The 19,120-nt window shown below is 38.0% G+C and carries 18 protein-coding genes and 1 riboswitch; of the genes, 1 reads left to right on the top strand and 17 read right to left on the bottom strand.

Annotated elements, in window-relative coordinates; genetic code table 11:
- Window positions 1-342 precede the first annotated feature (342 nt).
- The 17 genes from sufB to H9650_RS16775 form a co-directional block, all read right to left on the bottom strand.
- Window positions 343-1,740: a Fe-S cluster assembly protein SufB gene (sufB, locus tag H9650_RS16695; protein WP_144538648.1), complete on the bottom strand. Its 1,398-nt coding sequence runs from the start codon at window positions 1,738-1,740 to the stop codon at window positions 343-345.
- Between the two features lie 21 nt (window positions 1,741-1,761).
- A complete protein-coding gene (gene sufU / locus H9650_RS16700) occupies window positions 1,762-2,196 on the bottom strand; it encodes a Fe-S cluster assembly sulfur transfer protein SufU (protein ID WP_144538649.1) in 435 nt (144 codons plus the stop codon).
- A complete protein-coding gene (locus H9650_RS16705) occupies window positions 2,186-3,418 on the bottom strand; it encodes a cysteine desulfurase (RefSeq protein WP_144538650.1) in 1,233 nt (410 codons plus the stop codon). The genes sufU and H9650_RS16705 overlap by 11 nt, the downstream gene beginning before the upstream one ends.
- Entirely contained in the window at window positions 3,418-4,725 is a 1,308-nt protein-coding gene (gene sufD / locus H9650_RS16710) for a Fe-S cluster assembly protein SufD (RefSeq protein ID WP_154310200.1), read from the bottom strand. Before sufD ends, H9650_RS16705 begins: the two co-directional genes overlap by 1 nt.
- Window positions 4,726-4,742: 17 nt before the next feature.
- Entirely contained in the window at window positions 4,743-5,522 is a 780-nt protein-coding gene (sufC, locus tag H9650_RS16715) for a Fe-S cluster assembly ATPase SufC (RefSeq protein ID WP_144538652.1), read from the bottom strand.
- Window positions 5,523-5,855: 333 nt separating this feature from the next.
- Window positions 5,856-6,029 carry a hypothetical protein gene (locus tag H9650_RS16720; protein WP_154310199.1) on the bottom strand — a complete coding sequence of 58 codons (174 nt, stop codon included), beginning with the start codon at window positions 6,027-6,029 and terminating at the stop codon, window positions 5,856-5,858.
- Window positions 6,030-6,541: 512 nt separating this feature from the next.
- Window positions 6,542-7,489, bottom strand: coding sequence for a nuclease-related domain-containing protein (locus tag H9650_RS16725; RefSeq protein ID WP_144538653.1), 948 nt, complete (start codon window positions 7,487-7,489; stop codon window positions 6,542-6,544).
- Between the two features lie 345 nt (window positions 7,490-7,834).
- Entirely contained in the window at window positions 7,835-8,638 is an 804-nt protein-coding gene (locus tag H9650_RS16730) for a MetQ/NlpA family ABC transporter substrate-binding protein (protein WP_151113304.1), read from the bottom strand.
- 13 nt (window positions 8,639-8,651) lie between these two features.
- Window positions 8,652-9,320: a methionine ABC transporter permease gene (locus tag H9650_RS16735; protein ID WP_144538656.1), complete on the bottom strand. Its 669-nt coding sequence runs from the start codon at window positions 9,318-9,320 to the stop codon at window positions 8,652-8,654.
- Window positions 9,313-10,338 (bottom strand): methionine ABC transporter ATP-binding protein, encoded by a 1,026-nt coding sequence (locus tag H9650_RS16740; RefSeq protein WP_191697683.1) that lies wholly within the window; start codon window positions 10,336-10,338, stop codon window positions 9,313-9,315. The genes H9650_RS16735 and H9650_RS16740 overlap by 8 nt, the downstream gene beginning before the upstream one ends.
- Window positions 10,339-10,429: 91 nt before the next feature.
- Window positions 10,430-10,534, bottom strand: a riboswitch (SAM riboswitch).
- A 39-nt stretch (window positions 10,535-10,573) separates the two neighbouring features.
- Complete coding sequence (locus H9650_RS16745) at window positions 10,574-10,894, bottom strand: thioredoxin family protein (protein WP_191697684.1); 321 nt, start codon at window positions 10,892-10,894, stop codon at window positions 10,574-10,576.
- Between the two features lie 11 nt (window positions 10,895-10,905).
- Window positions 10,906-11,256, bottom strand: coding sequence for a toprim domain-containing protein (locus H9650_RS16750; RefSeq protein WP_144538659.1), 351 nt, complete (start codon window positions 11,254-11,256; stop codon window positions 10,906-10,908).
- A gap of 76 nt (window positions 11,257-11,332) precedes the next feature.
- Window positions 11,333-11,713 (bottom strand): glycine cleavage system protein GcvH, encoded by a 381-nt coding sequence (gene gcvH, locus H9650_RS16755; RefSeq protein WP_144538660.1) that lies wholly within the window; start codon window positions 11,711-11,713, stop codon window positions 11,333-11,335.
- Window positions 11,714-11,785: 72 nt separating this feature from the next.
- Window positions 11,786-12,148, bottom strand: coding sequence for an arsenate reductase family protein (locus H9650_RS16760; protein WP_144538661.1), 363 nt, complete (start codon window positions 12,146-12,148; stop codon window positions 11,786-11,788).
- Window positions 12,149-12,764: 616 nt separating this feature from the next.
- A complete protein-coding gene (locus H9650_RS16765; RefSeq protein WP_151113296.1) occupies window positions 12,765-14,546 on the bottom strand; it encodes an acyl-CoA dehydrogenase family protein in 1,782 nt (593 codons plus the stop codon).
- 85 nt (window positions 14,547-14,631) lie between these two features.
- The gene (locus H9650_RS16770; RefSeq protein ID WP_151113294.1) at window positions 14,632-15,807 is read right to left on the bottom strand and encodes an acetyl-CoA C-acetyltransferase; all 1,176 of its coding nucleotides are present in this window, start codon (window positions 15,805-15,807) and stop codon (window positions 14,632-14,634) included.
- A gap of 28 nt (window positions 15,808-15,835) precedes the next feature.
- Window positions 15,836-18,220 (bottom strand): 3-hydroxyacyl-CoA dehydrogenase/enoyl-CoA hydratase family protein, encoded by a 2,385-nt coding sequence (locus H9650_RS16775; RefSeq protein WP_191697685.1) that lies wholly within the window; start codon window positions 18,218-18,220, stop codon window positions 15,836-15,838.
- A 197-nt stretch (window positions 18,221-18,417) separates the two neighbouring features.
- Between H9650_RS16775 and H9650_RS16780 the strand changes: the two genes are divergently transcribed.
- Window positions 18,418-18,735 (top strand): thioredoxin family protein, encoded by a 318-nt coding sequence (locus H9650_RS16780; protein WP_154310189.1) that lies wholly within the window; start codon window positions 18,418-18,420, stop codon window positions 18,733-18,735.
- Window positions 18,736-19,120: the final 385 nt, after the last annotated feature.

Raw genomic sequence — 19,120 nt, forward strand, 5'->3', positions numbered from 1 at the left:
AATCTGTGTTCTAGTAATTTCTTATTCTCTCTTTGTAATTACGTCAATTTGTTTGCTCACTTTTATATTCAACTTTTACGAGTCCAAGTCGCCTCCTGTCGTTCCAATTAACAGAGATTTAACTTGCCTAAATATATTATATATTTAATTCCATAATTATACAATTTAATGAAATATAATTAACCTCTTTAAGGTAGCTATAATTTTTCCCCATTTTAAATAAAAAAAAGAAGACGAACTTAAAAGTTCGCCTCCTACACTTTAGGAAAATTCACATCGATCCAATATTGGTTCGATTAATTTTCATTATACATTTATTATTGAATCAAAGTTAATAAAATATTAACCGATAGATCCTTCCATCTCGAACTTGATGAGACGGTTCATTTCTACCGCATATTCCATTGGAAGTTCTTTTGTGAATGGCTCAATGAAGCCCATTACGATCATTTCAGTTGCTTCTTCTTCGCTTAGTCCACGACTCATCAAGTAGAATAACTGTTCCTCTGATACTTTAGAAACTTTCGCTTCATGCTCTAGAGAAATGTTATCGTTCAAGATTTCGTTGTATGGGATTGTATCAGAAGTAGACTGATTATCCATGATTAATGTATCACATTCGATATTAGCACGAGCTCCAGTAGCTTTACGTCCAAAATGAACGATACCACGGTATGTTACTTTACCACCTTGTTTAGAAATAGATTTCGAAACAATCGTAGAAGAAGTATTTGGAGCTAAATGCATCATTTTAGCACCAGCATCTTGGTGTTGACCTTTACCAGCGATAGCGATAGAAAGAGTCATACCACGTGCACCCTCACCTTTAAGGATAACAGCTGGATATTTCATAGTAAGCTTAGAACCGATGTTACCATCAATCCATTCCATCGTTGCGTTAGCATCACAAACAGCACGTTTTGTAACTAAGTTATACACGTTGTTTGCCCAGTTTTGGATTGTTGTGTAACGGCAATAAGCGTCTTTTTTGATGATGATTTCAACTACCGCACTGTGAAGTGAGTTAGTTGTGTAAACAGGAGCTGTACATCCTTCAACATAATGTACAGAAGCGCCTTCATCTACAATGATAAGCGTACGTTCGAATTGCCCCATGTTTTCTGAGTTAATACGGAAGTATGCTTGAAGTGGAGTATCCACTTTTACACCTGGTGGTACATAGATAAATGATCCGCCTGACCAAACTGCTGAGTTAAGAGCAGAGAATTTGTTGTCAGAAGAAGGGATTACTGTACCCCAGTGTTTTTTGAAGATGTCTTCATTTTCACGAAGTGCAGAGTCTGTATCTTTAAATACAATTCCCATATCTTCAAGTTCTTGCTTCATGTTGTGGTAAACAACCTCAGATTCATACTGTGCAGAAACACCTGCAAGGTATTTTTGTTCTGCTTCAGGAATACCTAATTTATCAAAAGTAGCTTTAATTTCTTCAGGTACTTCATCCCATGATTTTTCTGTTTGTTCTGATGGTTTTACATAATAAGTGATTTCATCGAAATTTAATGAACCTAGATCTCCACCCCATTGTGGCATTGGTTTAGAGTAGAAAATTTCTAATGCTTTTAAGCGATAGTCTAACATCCATTGTGGTTCATTCTTCATACGGGAAATTTCTTCAACGATTTCTTTCGTTAAACCACGTTTTGAACGGAAAATGGATACGTCTTTATCGTGGAAGCCATATTTGTAATCACCAATTTCAGGCATTTTTTTTGCCATCGTATTTCCTCCGTTCTATTATTATTTCTTTTCCTCTGAAACGCCTTTTTCCATTGCTTTCCATGCAAGAGTTGCACATTTGATACGTGCTGGGAATTTGGATACGCCATTTAATGCCTCGATATCTCCAAGGTCAATAGAGTCGTCATATTCTTTTCCAAGCATCATATCCGAAAAGATATGGGAAAGCTGTAGCGCCTCATCTATATTTCTTCCTTTGATCGCTTGCGTCATCATGGATGCAGAAGACATAGAGATGGAACATCCTTCTCCATCAAATTTTGCATCTTGTACAACGCCGCCTTCCACTTGAATAGTCAAGTGAATGCGATCTCCGCAGGTCGGGTTATTCATATCTATTGTCAACGCGCCATCCTCAATACTACCTTTATTGCGAGGATTTTTGTAATGGTCCATAATGACCTGGCGATATAATTGGTCTAAATTAGAAGACATCTCCAAAATACTCCTTAGCAGTGCGTAGGCCGGCAACGAGAAGATCTACATCTTCTTCAGAGTTATAAACGTAGAAGCTTGCTCTAGCAGTTGCAGTAGCTTTTAACCACTTCATGAGTGGCTGCGCACAGTGATGTCCTGCACGAATAGCAATACCATTCATATCTAGGACTGTTGCGACATCGTGAGGATGTACTTCATCTAAATTAAATGTTACAATTCCAGCTCGTTTCGACGGATCTTGTGGTCCGTAAATAGTTAAGCCTTCAATTGTTGACATTTTGTCCATGGCATAAGCCGCAAGCTCATGCTCATGTTTTTCAATCTCTGATAAACCGATTTCTTCTAGGAAATCAATTGCAGCAGCTAAACCGATTGCTCCAGCAATGATTGGAGTTCCACCTTCAAACTTCCAAGGTAGCTCCTTCCATGTTGATTCTTGCAAGCCAACAAAATCGATCATTTCTCCACCGAACTCAATCGGCTCCATTGCATCAAGTAGTGCCTCTTTTCCGTAAAGAACCCCGATACCGGTTGGACCACACATTTTGTGTCCAGAGAATGCTAGGAAATCACAATCTAAATCTTGCACATCGAGCTTTAAGTGAGGAGCAGCCTGTGCTCCATCCACTACCATAACAGCTCCATGTTCATGTGCAATTTTTGTAATTTCTTTAATAGGATTCATCGTGCCTAATACATTTGATACGTACACGACAGATACTATTTTAGTTTTCTCTGTAATTGTTTCACGGACTTTTTCCAAAGATAGTGTACCATCTTCTTCTAAGTCAATATATTTAAGCGTAGCTCCAGTTTCCTTCGCTAATTGCTGCCAAGGAATAATATTGGAATGATGCTCCATATACGTGATTACAATTTCATCGCCTTCTTTTACGTTTGCAAGGCCATAGCTTTTTGCAACGGTATTAATACCAGTTGTTGTTCCACGAGTGAAAATTACTTCTTTAGTAGATTTCGCATTGATAAACTCACGAACCTTTTCGCGTGCACCTTCATAACTTTCCGTTGCACGGTTACCAAGTGTATGAACACCACGGTGAACGTTTGAATTATCAAATTCGTAGTACTTTTTAATAGCTTCAATTACTTGAATTGGCTTCTGAGAAGTAGCGCCGCTATCTAAATATACAAGTGGATGACCATTAACTTCTTGGTTAAGAATTGGAAAATAGCTTCGAATCTCTTTTGTATTGAGCATTAGCGAACTTTCCTTTCAATTACCTCCGTCAGCTGTTTCTTCACGCCTTCGATTGGTAGTTCATTTACTACTGGTGCAAGGAATCCATGAATTACAAGACGCTCTGCATTTTGTTTAGAAATACCACGACTCATCAAGTAGTACAGCTGAAGTGGATCAACGCGTCCAACAGATGCTGCATGACCTGCTGTTACATCGTCCTCGTCGATTAATAAAATCGGGTTAGCATCTCCGCGAGCTTTTTCACTTAACATCAGAACACGAGATTCTTGTTCAGCGTTTGCTTTTGTAGCACCGAATTCGATTTTACCGATACCGTTGAAAATAGAAGAAGCAGCATCTTTCATAACACCATGCTTAAGAATTTGTCCTTCTGTATGTTTACCCCAGTGAATAACTTTTGTTGTAAAGTTTTGTTTTTGATTTCCGCGACCTACAACAACCATTTTCACATGACCTTCTGAGTTATCCCCAACTAAGTGAGTGACATTTTCAGAAATAGTATCACTGTCATTCATCATTCCAAGTGCCCATTCGATTACAGCATCACGACTAGTTATACCACGACGGTTAACATAAGTAGTAAATCCTTCTGCAAGAACGTCCACTGTTCCAAAAGTAACTTTCGCATTATCCTTCACAATTACTTCTGAAATAATGTTTGCTAGACCGTTCGATTTTTCAACTGTAGACAAATAATTCTCCACATAAGTTACTGAACTGTTTTCATCCGCCACAAGCAGTGTGTGATTGAATAAAGAAGCAGTTTCGTTATCATGTAAGTAAATTACTTGAACAGGTTCTTCAATTACTACATTTTTCGGTACGTATACAAATACCCCACCGTTTAATAATGCAGCATGAAGGGCAGTTAATTTGTGTTCATTAACTTTGACTCCATCAGTCATGAAATATTTTTGTACTAGCTCGCTATGTTCACGCGCTGCAGTATAAATATCTGTAATGATAACACCTTGAGCTTTTAAATTATCCGTAACTGATAAGTAAGCTGGTGTGTTGTTATGTTGAATATATATATTTTTTTGCTCGTCTGCATGAACAAGTGCTTGCACCTCTTCAGGAAGTTCATCCAATGAAGAAAATGTAGTGCTTTCTACAGTATGAGCAGGAAATTCAGTGAAATTCCAATTTGTAATTTTTGTTTTATCTGGTGTTGGCATTGGAAGTGTTTCCACTTGACCTAAAGCAGAAAGACGAAGTTCCGTCATCCAGCTTGGTTCTTGGTGACCTTCTGAAAAGGAGCGAATATCCTGTTCGGTTAATGCCAATTTCGTTTCAACCGTCATGTCATGCGTCCCCTTTCTTATGCTTCTTGTCCAACTGTCTCGTCTTCGATTCCTAATTCTTCTTTAATCCAGTCATAACCTTGAGCTTCTAATTTTTGAGCTAGCTCAGGGCCACCAGATTTAACAACGCGACCTTGCATCATAACATGTACATGGTCTGGAGTGATGTAGTTAAGTAAGCGTTGGTAGTGAGTGATGATTAAGCTACCAAATCCTTCTCCACGCATTTCATTGATACCTTTAGATACAACTTTAAGTGCATCGATATCTAAACCTGAGTCAATTTCATCTAAAATAGCAAATTTAGGTTTAAGCATCATTAACTGAAGAATTTCGTTACGTTTTTTCTCTCCACCTGAGAATCCTTCATTTAAATAGCGTTGCGCCATGTCAACGTCCATTTCTAAGAATTCCATTTTGCTGTCTAATTCGCGGATGAATTTCATAAGTGAAATTTCATCACCTTCTTCACGGCGAGAGTTGATTGCCGAACGTAAGAAGTCTGCGTTAGTTACTCCAGTGATCTCACTTGGATATTGCATTGCAAGGAACAAACCAGCTTGTGCGCGCTCATCCACTTCCATTTCCAATACATCTTCACCATCTAGTTCTACAGAACCAGAAGTAACTTCATATTTAGGATGACCCATGATAGCTGAAGCCAAAGTAGACTTACCAGTACCGTTTGGACCCATGATAGCGTGAATTTCATTTGTGTTAAGAGACAAATTAACACCTTTTAAAATCTCTTTACCGTCGATAGCAACGTGTAAATCCTTAATAACTAAAGTCGACATTTAATAACCTCCATTAAGTAACTATGAATGTGTAACCATTCTAATTTATTATCATTCTAATCTTAACCCAAACTGAAGTCCCTTGCAAATCTTTTGAAACACTTTCTCATTGATAATATATAACATTTTTAATAGAAGAAAGAGGTTGATATTTATAGTACTTTATGATGCTACCATTTTCAATAAGAAGCACCTAATTGAGAATGCATATCACTACCAGCATAGTGTTAACTTAAAAAGGAAGAAAATAAATATCGTTTCCTTCACTCTTTTATCCTAGAAATAAAAAATCCACACAGATTAATCTGCATGGATTTTTGTCTTATATTTAAATTAACCTCGGAAAGCACGAGCATCGAGCTTAGCAGCAAGCTGCATACTTTTTTCGTGATCGGCTTGACGACGTTTTTCAACTTTCGCTCTCAATCTTTGACTATTTCGTAATTCATCGTAGCCGAAACCATGTACTCCTCTAAACGCGTGGTCCATTTGTTCTGTATACGGCAACTCTTCCGAACTGATAATAAATCATTCCTTTCAATTTTTATGGTTTCTATACTACACTACATACCACCTCATGTTAAGTTCAAACATCCTTTTTATTCTGATAATTGTCTACGATAAAAAAGGAATTGCTACATATGTCACATATATATGTTTCTTCCTGTTGCTTTACGTAATCCTGTTATTTATTGACTTGTCTGCCACTTCAAATCCTAATCTCATGCACATGAGGGCGAATGCCATTTAACCTGAAACACTCTAGAATATTTTGTACATTTTAAAAAGCGAATTATAGACGAAAATAAAAACGGGTGAAACGAATCATTTTTAAAAAGTTTTTATATACGAGTTAATTTCATGATTAAACCTTTACCAATTAAACATTGTGGCAGAGGGCTGACGATGAAGTCTTTTCGCTACTCCTCTGAAAGTGTCATCCTATAGAGGAAATGAAATGATAAAAAAATTGTTTGTATTTTTTCATATAAACAAGAATTATGGAATTGATTTATACATTAAGTTTTCCACTTATATTTTGTAGATTTATTGTTTCCTATTTTAATTAGGTTTGCTTTCCTTAATAATCTATTTGCTTCATATCGAGTTCTTAATTGTAAAAACTCTCTGCATGTTTTGTTTGTAATGAAGTCGTCATACAATAAAAAATATTGTTGTAGTGATTTTTGTAAAGCATATTTGTCTACATACTGGCAGCCTGCACAATACCAGAAATTCTTCACTTTATTCATCCCAACTTGTCCGCATTTTTCACATGCGACTCCCAGGATTAAATCACTTGGTTCTATATAGTAATGTTTAGTTAAAGGGAAAAAATCATATGAAGAATTATATTTTAGAATCAGATTCTTTATCTGGCTGAGCTTAGAATTGGTTAAAGTTGAGGGTTTATTTTGGAGTTTTCGAAGGAACGAATATATATCATTCTTATAAAGGATTGTTGTCTCATTTGTGGTGGTTTTTACATAGCTATTCTTAGAAGCAAAAACAATTGCTCCGAATACTGGAATCGAGAGGTTATGCAGAGAGAAGAAATTAGATAGTAAATAGATGTACTCATTTAACTGGTTAACGGGACAAGGATATTTTTTTATCTCTCCATTATCCTTAGTTTGTACTAATTGAGAAGGATTGACCTGAAATTCAAGCTCTCCTATAATATTTTTTACTTCAAGCACAATTGCACCAAATGGAGTTAATAAAATATAATCAATTTCAAATAACTTTTCTGTACGAATCATTATTTTATGAAACAAATAATAATTGTAAGGTAGATGCATCCTCTCTAATTCTCTATAAACCATTTCCTCTCCATAATCTCCTGCCATCGTTGTTTGAATTTCCATACCGATTTTGGAATAGAGCGGGTGCTTCATAGGCAGCCTGTTTAATAATAATTTCATTGCCTTCAGTTGTTGCGATTCAGTATATTTTTTAATAATCAATAGTCATCACCTCCCTATCAGATTAGCAAAATGAATAGAATAAAGATACCCTTATTTTGGAATTTTAGATTGGTAGATGATGTTTCTGAGTTAGGGGCACTTTTCTTTGATTTAGGAGACACTTTCTCCTGTTTAGGAGCGGTTTCCACCTTCTTAGGAGACATTTCCAACAATTTAGGGGCGACACTCTTAGTTAGGGGCACTTTTCTTTGATTTAGGAGACAGTTTCTCCCGTTTAGGAGCGGTTTCCACCTTTTTAGGAGACACTTCCCAACCAGTTAAGGACAATGACTCCGCTCAATCACAAAAAAAAGCAAGCACACAAGGTGCCTGCTCCTTATCTTATTATTTTACTGGAACAACTGAACCTTTCCATTCTTCCAATATAAAGTCTTGAATTTCTTCTGATTGTAATGCTTCTACTAGTGCTTTGATGCGCTTGTCGTCCTCGTTACCAGCTTTTACAGCAATTAGGTTAACATACGGAGATTCTGAGTCTTCAATAGCGATTGCATCTTCTAATGGATTTAGGCCAGCGTCGATTGCATAATTGGAGTTGATCAATAATGCATCACCCTCTTCATTTTCATATAACTGAACCATTAGGGCCGCTTCGTAGTTAGGATCAAATTCTAGGTTTTTAGGATTATCTACGATGTCTCCAATTTCGGCAGTTGTTTTATCTATTCCCTCTGCCAGGGTAATTAGACCTTCTGCTTCTAGCATCGCTAACACGCGTCCATGGTCAGCTACAGAGTTACTCATTAGAATAGTTGCGCCCTCAGGAAGTTCGTCAATAGAAGCGTATTTTTTAGAGTAAAGACCAATTGGCTCAATATGGATTCCGCCAGCATTTGCGAAATCATAATCGAAATCTTTCATTTGAGATTCTAAGTATGGAGCATGTTGAAAATAATTGGCATCTAGATCTCCAGAATCTAGGTCTTTATTTGGTAGTACATAGTCTTGATAAGTTTCAATTTGAAGCTCAATACCTTGTTCTTCTAAGATAGGTTTTACCTGTTCTAAAATTTCTGCGTGCGGTACGTTGGATGCACCAACAACTAATTTATCGCTATCCTCGTCTCCACATGCAGCAAGCGTTAATGCACTAACAGATAATAAAACTCCAGCCAATAATTTTTTCATCCCAATCTCTCCCTTATCGTTTATCTATTTTTGTAGTAATGATGTCACCAATCCATTGGATAATGAACACGATGATTAATATTAAAATAGTAGCTACGAGTGTGACATCCCCGCGACCACGTTGGAAACCATCTAAAAAGGCTAGATTCCCTAATCCTCCCGCTCCAATGATTCCTGCCATAGCTGTATAACCAACTAGTGAAATACAAGTTACGGTTATACCAGACACTAAAGCTGGCATTGATTCAGGCAATAAAACCTTCCATATAATAGTTGTGGTTTTAGCACCCATAGATTTTGCAGCCTCTAAAACGCCTTTATCAATTTCTCGTAAAGCAATTAAAACCATGCGAGCATAAAATGGAGCAGCTCCAATCACTAATGCTGGGAAAGCAGCATTCGGACCACGCATCGAGCCCATCAACAGTGTTGTAAGTGGGATCAATAAAATAATTAATATAATAAATGGGATAGAGCGGAATATATTTACTACCGCACCCGTTAACCAATTTGCCAATTTATTCGCCCAAGCCTGATGTGGGCTTGTCAAAAATAATAAAAGTCCTAAAATTAGTCCAAAGATTGCTGTGAGTACCGTAGAAACTGCTGTCATATACAGGGTTTCTAGAGTAGCGTCCCACATTTTAGGCCAATCAACATTTGGAAATAACGATTCAATCATTGTTGATCACCTCAGTGTTTACTTTTTGCGAGTGGATAAATTGTATTGCATCCTCCACGGCTTGGTCATTTCCATCGATTTGAAGAATTAGTGTACCGAAAGCTCCACTCTTCGTATGAGAGATGTTACCTTGCACAATATTAACTTCTAAATCAAACTGTTTGATTAATCTTGAAAGAATTGGCTGCTCTGTGGTTTCACCTACAAAAACGAGCTTGACTAGCTTACCATTTGGATAAAGCTGGACTAGTTTTTGAATCGTTTGCACTGGCTGGTTGGAATCAGAAATTTGAGAGACGAAACGTTTAGTAATAGCCTGTTGTGGCTTTTGGAAAACCTCTAGCACATCTCCCTCTTCTACAACTTGCCCATTTTCCATAACAGCTACTCGGTTACAAATCTTTTGAATAACTTGCATTTCGTGTGTAATCAATACAATTGTTAATCCTAGTTTTTCGTTGATGCTGACTAATAGGTCTAGTATTGAATCGGTCGTTTCAGGATCAAGAGCAGATGTTGCCTCATCACAAAGCAATACCTCTGGTCCATTAGCTAAAGCCCTAGCAATTCCTACACGCTGCTTTTGCCCACCAGATAATTGTGAAGGATAAGAATCTCCTCTGCCCTCTAGACCAACAAGGTTCAAAAGCTCCTCTACTCTGGCTTTTCTTTTGTCCTTCGGAACCCCAGCAATTTCTAGAGGAAATGCTATATTTTCAGCGACTGTTCTCGACCATAAAAGATTGAAATGCTGGAAGATCATACTTACCTTTTGTCGGAAGCCACGGAGCTTCTCCTCATTTATGGAAGTAATCTCTTGCCCATTCACAACTATTTGGCCGACAGAAGGTTTTTCTAAGCCATTCAATAAGCGGATCAATGTACTTTTACCGGCTCCGCTATAACCAATAATCCCAAATATTTCTCCACGCTGTATGTCCAGATTTACATTATCAACAGCAACGATTTCTCCTTGCTTTGTAATAAATCTTTTCGAAACTTCCTTTAAACTAATCATGTAAATCTAGCCACCTTTCCTATTAAAAAACCCCTTCTGCAAAAGAGCAGAAGGGGTGTAGGTTATCAATTTCAAATAACACTCATCCATTCTCTCATTTCTCAAAGCTATAGCTTTGCGTGACTTGGCACCATTTCACTTTCGTGACGGTTGCCGGGCTTCGTAGGGCACTTCCCTCCACCTCTCTCAATAAGAGCGACACTATTAAATTATTTTTTCAACACAACGAATGTTATCATAGGATCTGGTTTTCGTCAATAGTTTTTATTGTTTCCAATAGATAGGGTACGGATTGAAACGCATATATCTTTTTTTCTACCCTGCCATTTTTAGATATTAATAAGCAAGGTACACTTTCAATTTCTTGTTCTATTGCCAAATCGCCAAGAAAGTTAATATTTGCTTGGCCAATTGGAACAGAAACCATTTCTTTAATGACATTCATCATCTTACTTGCAATCTGACACGTACCACACATTGGGGTATAAATATAAAATAAGGAAAGTGGAGAGTTATATTTTATGCTTTCCCATTGCTCTTTAGTCCACTCATTCATTACACATCATCCTAAGGCAAAAATTCTTTTTTCACCTTAATATTAACACGTTTTAATATGGATGCCAAAACCTTAGCCGGGGTATTCGCCACTTCACCATACATAGGATTTGTATAGAGGTGAATTGCCTCAGGATATTCCTTCCTGACAACCGAGCGTATTTGTTCGCCAGATTTGTCGGCATCTAGAAAAGCATAAATCGGCAAGCCATCATAAGGGCTTAAAAGCTCCTCCAATTTTACATCGGATATCGTTCCATTTGTACAAATGATTTCTGGAGATTCATCGAGAAGGGTCAACAATTGTAGTTTATCAGACCTTCCCTCGACGAGAATTATTTTATCACTAAATACATGTGCCATTTAGCTTCTCTCCCAACTTGTTACCTTTCCTTTATTATATGAAAAAAACGCCGATTATTAACCGGCGTTTTCATTATTACTCTGCAATTAATTCTTCATACTTTTCTGGAGACAATAAGCTGTCCACTTCTGATAAATCAGAAGGCTCAACAACGATCATCCAAGCATTTTCATAAGGTGATTCATTAACGAATTCGGGGCTATCTTCTAGCTCAGCATTTACTTCCACTACTTTACCGCTAATTGGTGCATATAGTTCCGAAACTGTTTTTACTGATTCAACGCTACCAAAAGCATCTCCTGCTTTAATTTCATCTCCAACTTGTGGAAGTTCAACAAAAACGATGTCTCCTAGTTCTGATTGCGCAAAATGAGTAATACCGATGCGGACATTTCCATCCTCATTTTTAACCCATTCATGTTCAGCTGAGTACTTAAAATCTTTAGGCACGCTCATAAATAAACCCCTCTCAATTAAATATTCCATCTATTTAATATTCACATATTTCCCTAGTAAATACAAGGTACTTTAAGAGGTTTTCCACATGTCCTCAAACTGCTCTTCCTTGAAACCAAGTGTAAGCTTGTTTCCATCATAAACAAGTGGGCGTTTAATAAGCTTTCCATCCGAAGCAAGCAGCTCCAACTGTTCATCCTCCGACATAGTAGGAAGCTTGTCCTTCAGTTGCAATTCACGGTACTTCACTCCACTAGTATTAAAGAACTTTTTAAGCTCATAGTCTCCGTTAGCTACCATCTCTTTTAAAAGTTCTTTTGATGGTGGCGCATCTACAATATGGTGATTCTCGAATTGTACTTGATTGTCTCTCAACCATTTGCTAGCTTTGTTACAAGTACTACATTTAGGATAACCGTAAAATTTTATATTCATTTAAATCTCACCTTTTTCTTTTTATCATAATAATATTTTGCTGCTCATGCAAGAGGGATCAAACCAAGTTTTAAATTTCCATATTATATAGTACATTCTATTAATAAGTAAAACCGCTTCTATATAGTTTGCCTTACTAGAATGCAGCTAACTCATTCTTTTCAATTGACCCTAAGAATCAAGCCCAATTAGAGATATATTTGCTGAACGGTCATATATTTTTCTATCCGGTCATAAATCCTCGCTATGCGGTTATAAATATTTTTATCCGGTCATAAAATTGTGCTATCCGGTCATAAAGTAATTTCCACCTATCAAGTCGTCATTTTCTAGTAAACTAAATTCAATATCTCCACTTTCATTATTGATTCATCAGCGATAAAAGATAGATTTTGCTGAACGGTCATATATTTTTCTATCCGGTCATAAAACTGTGCTATCCGGTCATAAATATTTCTATCCGGTCATAAACTTAATTCCACTTAAAAAGTTGCTGGATTTCGTTGCTAATTATGCTTTTTTGTTATGATTTCTCCTGAGTGATCAATTACTTATGTAAAAAACTGCCCTCAGGAGTCAATAGGAGACTCTTGAGGGCAGCTTTGTTTTTATATGATTAAACTACGAATTTTTCTGCTTCGATTAGTTTTACTGAAGCTTCACGCTTTTTCTCGATTACGTTGTAAGGAGTGTAGCGAGTTAGTTTACGAAGTGCAGAAAGCATCATGCGTAAGTTGTCGCCATCTACAGAAGCTATTAAAGTTTCTTTCGCTGCTGCTTCGATTTCATTGAATGCTTCTTGGCAGAAGATTTGAGTGTATAGAAGCTTTTGAGCTGCTTTTTCTTCTCCACTGCGTCCGATAGCTTTTTCTGTACGAAGTACTGCTGATTCCATAGCGAAAATGTTGTTTGCAATGTTTGCGATGTGTACCAATACTTCTTGCTCGGCTTCTAGCTTAGTTCCGAAGCGTTGAGCAGCCATACCAGCAGCTAAAATACCAATTTTCTTAGCGTTTGCAACTAGTACCTTCTCTTGAGCTAGAGCTTCATCGCCAACTTCTTCTGGCATCATCATTAATAGCTCTTCTTGAAGTCCTTGTGCTTTTTGAAGAAGTGGCAATTCACCCTTCATTGCTTTTTTCAAGAATGTTCCAGGAACGATTAAACGGTTAATTTCATTTGTCCCTTCGAAAATACGGTTAATTCGAGAGTCACGGTAAATGCGCTCTACTTCATACTCTTGCATGAAGCCGTATCCTCCATGTAATTGAACAGCCTCGTCAGCGATATAGTCTAACACCTCTGAACCAACTACTTTGTTAATAGAGCATTCAATAGCATACTCAGCAATTGCAGCTGCAATTTTGCTTCCGTCTTTTTGATCTTCTTCGCTCATTTGGCTCATACGGTCCTCGAAGTAACCAACTGTACGGTAAATCAAGCTTTCAGTAGCATAAAGCTTAGAAGCCATAGTTGCTAGTTTTTGTTTTGTTAAGTTAAATGAAGAAATAGGTGTCTTAAATTGTTGTCGTTGGTTTGAATAAGAAATTGCTAGCTCTAATGCACGTTTAGAACCACCGATTGTACCTACTCCTAATTTGTAACGTCCGATATTAAGGATGTTGAACGCGATAATATGACCACGGCCTATTTCTCCTAATAAGTTTTCAACTGGTACTTCTGCATCTTCTAAGATCAATGTACGAGTAGAAGAAGATTTAATACCCATTTTCTTTTCTTCAGCCCCTACAGAAACGCCTGGGAAAGTTCTTTCTACGATAAATGCAGAGAATTTGTCTCCGTCCACTTTTGCGTATACTACGAACACGTCTGCAAATCCAGCATTAGTGATCCATTGTTTTTCCCCATTAAGTACATAGTGAGTGCCTGCTTCGTTTAGTTTAGCAGTAGTTTTTGCTCCTAGAGCGTCAGAACCTGAACCTGGCTCCGTTAAAGCGTATGCTGAGATTTTGTCTCCAGAAGCTGAATTTGGAAGGTATTTTTTCTTTTGTTCCTCGTTACCGAAAAGAACGATTGGTAGTGTACCGATTCCTACATGTGCTCCGTGAGTGATAGAGAATCCGCCTGCTACAGACAATTTTTCAGCGATTAAAGCAGAAGAAATTTTGTCTAATCCCAATCCATCATATGCTTCTGGAATATCAGCCGCCAAAAGACCTAAATCTCCAGCAGATTTTAATAAACGTACAGAGTGCTCAAACTCGTGATGCTCTAAATTCTCTACTACAGGCAATACTTCGCTTTTTACAAAATCTTCTGCAGTTTTAGCAATCATCTTTTGCTCATCATTGAAATCCTCTGGTGTAAATACGCGACTTGCTTCAATGTCTTCTACTAAAAAGCTTCCACCTTTAATTGCATCTTGAACTTGTGTCATTTCCTTCTCCTCCTATGTGTGTAAACGTTTGAATTAGTAATCGTGAAATGCGCCAAATATTAAAAGCACATTTCACCTATTGAAATTAAAGAAGTTCAAATACTCCTGCAGCTCCCATGCCTCCACCGATACACATGGTAACGACACCGAATTGCTTTCCTTGTCTTCTTAATTCGCTCATCATTTTAAGTGTTAGTATTGAACCCGTTGCTCCAAGGGGATGCCCCAATGCAATGGCTCCACCATTAACATTTACTTTATCCATATCAATGCCTAAATGACGCACTACTTGGATTGATTGAGAAGCAAATGCTTCGTTTAGCTCCCAAAGGTCAATATCTTCAATAGATAGGCCTGCAATTTTCAATGCTTTTGGTACAGCAACGATTGGTCCAATTCCCATTACGTCTGGCGCTACGCCACCTACTGCAAAGGAGCGGAATTTAGCAAGTGGCTTTAAGCCCTGTGCTTCTGCAACTTCACGATCCATTACCAATACAGCTCCTGCACCATCAGATGTTTGAGATGCATTTCCTGCTGTTACAGAACCACGCACATTAAATGCTGGACGTAATTTTGCAAGTGTTTCTACTGTTGTACCTGGACGTACACCCTCATCCATTTCGAACATAAATTTTTTAGATTGTGCTTTGTTGTTTTCATCTACATAATGCTTGATTACTTCTACTGGTACGATATCGTCGTTAAACTTCCCAGCAGCAATTGCCGCTGCAGCAAGCTGATGAGAACGGACAGCGAAAGCATCCTGGTCCTCACGGCTCACATTATACTTATTCGCTACCTGCTCTGCCGTATGTCCCATCCCCATATAATACTGAGGTGCTGTTTCAGCTAAATGAGCGTTTGGTCGGATAACGTTACCCATCATCGGAACCATACTCATCGACTCTACTCCTCCAGCGATAATTGCTTCAGAGTGACCTAGCATAATACGTTCTGCTGCATAAGCAATTGATTGTAATCCAGATGAACAGAAACGATTAATAGTAATCGCTGGAGTTGTATCTGGAAGTCCAGCAAGTGCACCGATATTACGAGCAACGTTCATCCCCTGCTCAGCTTCTGGCATGGCACATCCTAATATTAAATCATCTATAGGGCCATCGTATCCGCCCGCTCTTTTCAATGTCTCTTTTACCACTAATGCCCCAAAATCATCTGGGCGCACATTAGCTAGAGATCCTTTTTTCGCTTTACCAACTGGTGTTCTTGCACCTGCTACGATAACTGCTTCACGCATGAGTTCTCCTCCTTTTACCTAACGCAGATTAATTGCGTAATGGTTTACCTTTCACTAACATGTGCTGCATTCTTGCCTGAGATTTAGAATCTGCAACTAAACTTAAGAAAGCCTCGCGCTCTAAATTAAGTAAATATTGCTCATCCACTAAAGTACCGTATGGCACCTCTCCACCAGCAATGACATATGCAAGCTTCTTCGCAATCTTCAAGTCATGCTCACTAATATATCCTGATAAGAACATTCCTTCTGCCCCTAATAACAGTGCTGCATATCCAGGGGACCCTACAACCGGAACCTTCTCACGAATCGGAGCCTTGTAGCCAGCATCAGCAAGAGCTATCGCTGCTTGTTTCGCGTCGTAGATCAAGTGGTCAGGGTTTACACTGATTCCATCTGCAATGCTTAAGAAATTATTTTCACGTGCTTCTTCAGCTGAAGTCGAAACCTTCGCCATAGCTATTGTTTCAAACACCTTGCTAGCAACATTCAGATAATCAATTTGAACTCCATTCGGAATTCCTTTTAGATGTTTAAGGTAAAGCTCTTTATTACCTCCACCGCCAGGGATAAGCCCGACGCCCGCTTCAACAAGTCCCATATATGTTTCAGTAGAAGCTTGAATGTGTGCTGCAGGTAAAGTGACCTCTGCGCCTCCACCTAGTGTCATTCCAAATGGAGCAACAACGACTGGTTTTGAAGAGTATTTAATTTTCAGTGTCGCATTTTGGAATTGACGAACGACGAAATCTAGTTCAAAAATATTGTCATCTTGAGCTTCCATTAAAATCATTCCAAGATTTGCTCCAACGCTGAAATTTTTTCCTTGGTTACTAATAACAAGACCTTTAAAGTTTTTCTCTACTTCATCGATTGCAAAGTTAATCATTTGAAGAATGTCTAATCCAATTGAATTGGACTTAGAATGGAATTCAAGTAAAGCAATTCCGTCTCCTAAATCGATTAGACTAGCACCTGAATTCGACTTAATGACACCATGCTTTTTCTTGTAGCTTTTTAAGTCGATTACTTTTTCATTAACTGGAACCGCTTGGTAATCTGTCCCATCAAAATAGAAGAAATTGCCATTCTCTTCTTTATAGAAGCATTCAAAGCCTTTATCTAATAAAGATTGAACGAATGCTGGGATGTCATTACCCTCTGCCTTCATTTTTTCTACTGAGTCTTTTACTCCAATTGCATCCCATATTTCAAAAGGTCCTTGCTGCCAGCCGAAGCCCCATTTCATCGCATTGTCAATAGACACGATATCATCAGCTATATCTGTGTGAAGCTGAGCAGAATAAATAAGCGTCGGACTTAAAATACTCCATAATAGCTCGCCAGTACGGTCTTTTGCATATGTCAACGTTTTCACTTTTGCCGCTAAGCCTTTTTGCTGCTTAGCCATTTCTATTGAAGGCGTTTTAAGCTTTTTCATTGGACCATATTCTAATGTTTCAGGATTTAGTTCTTTAATTTCTTTTCCTTCTTTTAAGAAAAAGCCTTGACCTGTTTTAGCTCCAAGCCATTTATTTTCAAGCATTTTTTTCATGAATGCCGGTACTTCAAATACCTTTTGCTCTTCCCCAGCTGTTTGGTCATATACATTTTTGGCTACGTGAGCAAATGTATCGAGACCTACAACATCAAGAGTACGGAACGTAGCAGACTTCGGACGACCAATTAGTGGACCAGTAACTGAATCTACCTCACCAACAGAGTATCCTCTTGCTTGCATTTCACGAAGAGTTACAAGTAAGCCATAAGTTCCAATTCGGTTAGCGATGAAGTTTGGTGTATCCTTTGCTAGTACTACACCTTTTCCAAGAACATCCTCACCAAATTTTTTCACGAATTCTACTACTTCAGGAGCAGTTGTTTGAGCTGGAATTACTTCCAACAGCTTTAAATAGCGAGGTGGGTTAAAGAAGTGAGTTCCTAGGAAGTGTTTACCGAAGTCTTCTGATCTTCCTTCCACCATCGCATTAATGCTGATACCTGATGTGTTAGAAGTGATGATTGTACCCGACTTACGTACAGCATCAATTTTGTCATATAGGTTTTTCTTAATTTCTAGGTTTTCAACTACTACCTCAATAATCCAGTCCACGTCTTTTAACTTTTCTAAGTCATCCTCTAGGTTACCTGCTGTAATTAGCTGTAGGTTTTTCTTAGACGTTAGTGGTGCTGGTTTTTGCTTTAATAATTTCTGTAAAGCAGTATCTGCAAAACGATTACGTACGGAAGGATGCTCCAATGTAAGTCCTTTTGCTTCATCCTCTTTACTAACTTCTTTTGGAACGATATCCAACAATAACGTTGGTATACCTATGTTTGCTAAGTGAGCTGCGATTCCAGATCCCATTACCCCCGAACCAAGTACAGCTGCTTTTTTAATTTGATATGTCACGTGCAAAGCCTCCCCTTCATCTTGAATGAACGCTCATTCATTTTGTTTACAAAAAAAATAGAAGCAATCTCTATATCTATTATTCTAGTGCAATGTTCAAATTTTCGCAATAATAAAATGAATAAATTAATACATTTTTCTTTCTCCTATATGGGAAACAGTGTAAACTGTATGTATCATCCATGGAGGTATATAATATGAAAAAAATTACAACTGCAGAACAATTTAATGAAATCATTTCCGGAGACAATGAAGTACTAGTTAAATTCGAAGCTGGCTGGTGTCCTGATTGCCGCAGAATGGAAATGTTTATCGATCCAATCATCGAAAAATACAATCAGTACGAGTGGTATGAAGTAAACCGCGATGAGCTACCAGAAATCGCTGAAAAATATGAAGTTATGGGAATCCCTAGCCTTCTAATTTACCAAAACGGCGAGAAAAAAGCTCACCTACACAGCGCCAACGCAAAATCACCGGAGCAGGTCACTGAATTTTTAGATGCACAAAATTAATTAGAAGTTATCTACAAATCAAAGCATCTACTTTTCATACTGCGACGAGCAGTGCGCAGGAGCAAGTAACTGACTTTTTAGATGCACAAAAGTAATTAGAAGTTATCTACATGTCAAAGCATCTAACTTTCATACTGCGACGAGCAGTGCGCAGGAGCAGGTCACTGAATTTTTAGATGCACAAAATTAATTAGAAGTTATCTTCAAATCAAAGCATCTACCTTTCATACTGCGACGAGCAGCGAAGCGCGCAGGAGCAAGTAACTGAATTTTTAGATGCACAAAGCAAATAATAAAGTATCTACAACTCAAAGCATCTACCTTTCATACTGCGACGAGCAGCGAAGCGCGCAGGAGCAAGTAACTGAATTTTTAGATGCACAAA

Source organism: Psychrobacillus faecigallinarum, assembly GCF_014836595.1.
Classification (GTDB): Bacteria; Bacillota; Bacilli; order Bacillales_A; family Planococcaceae; genus Psychrobacillus; species Psychrobacillus faecigallinarum.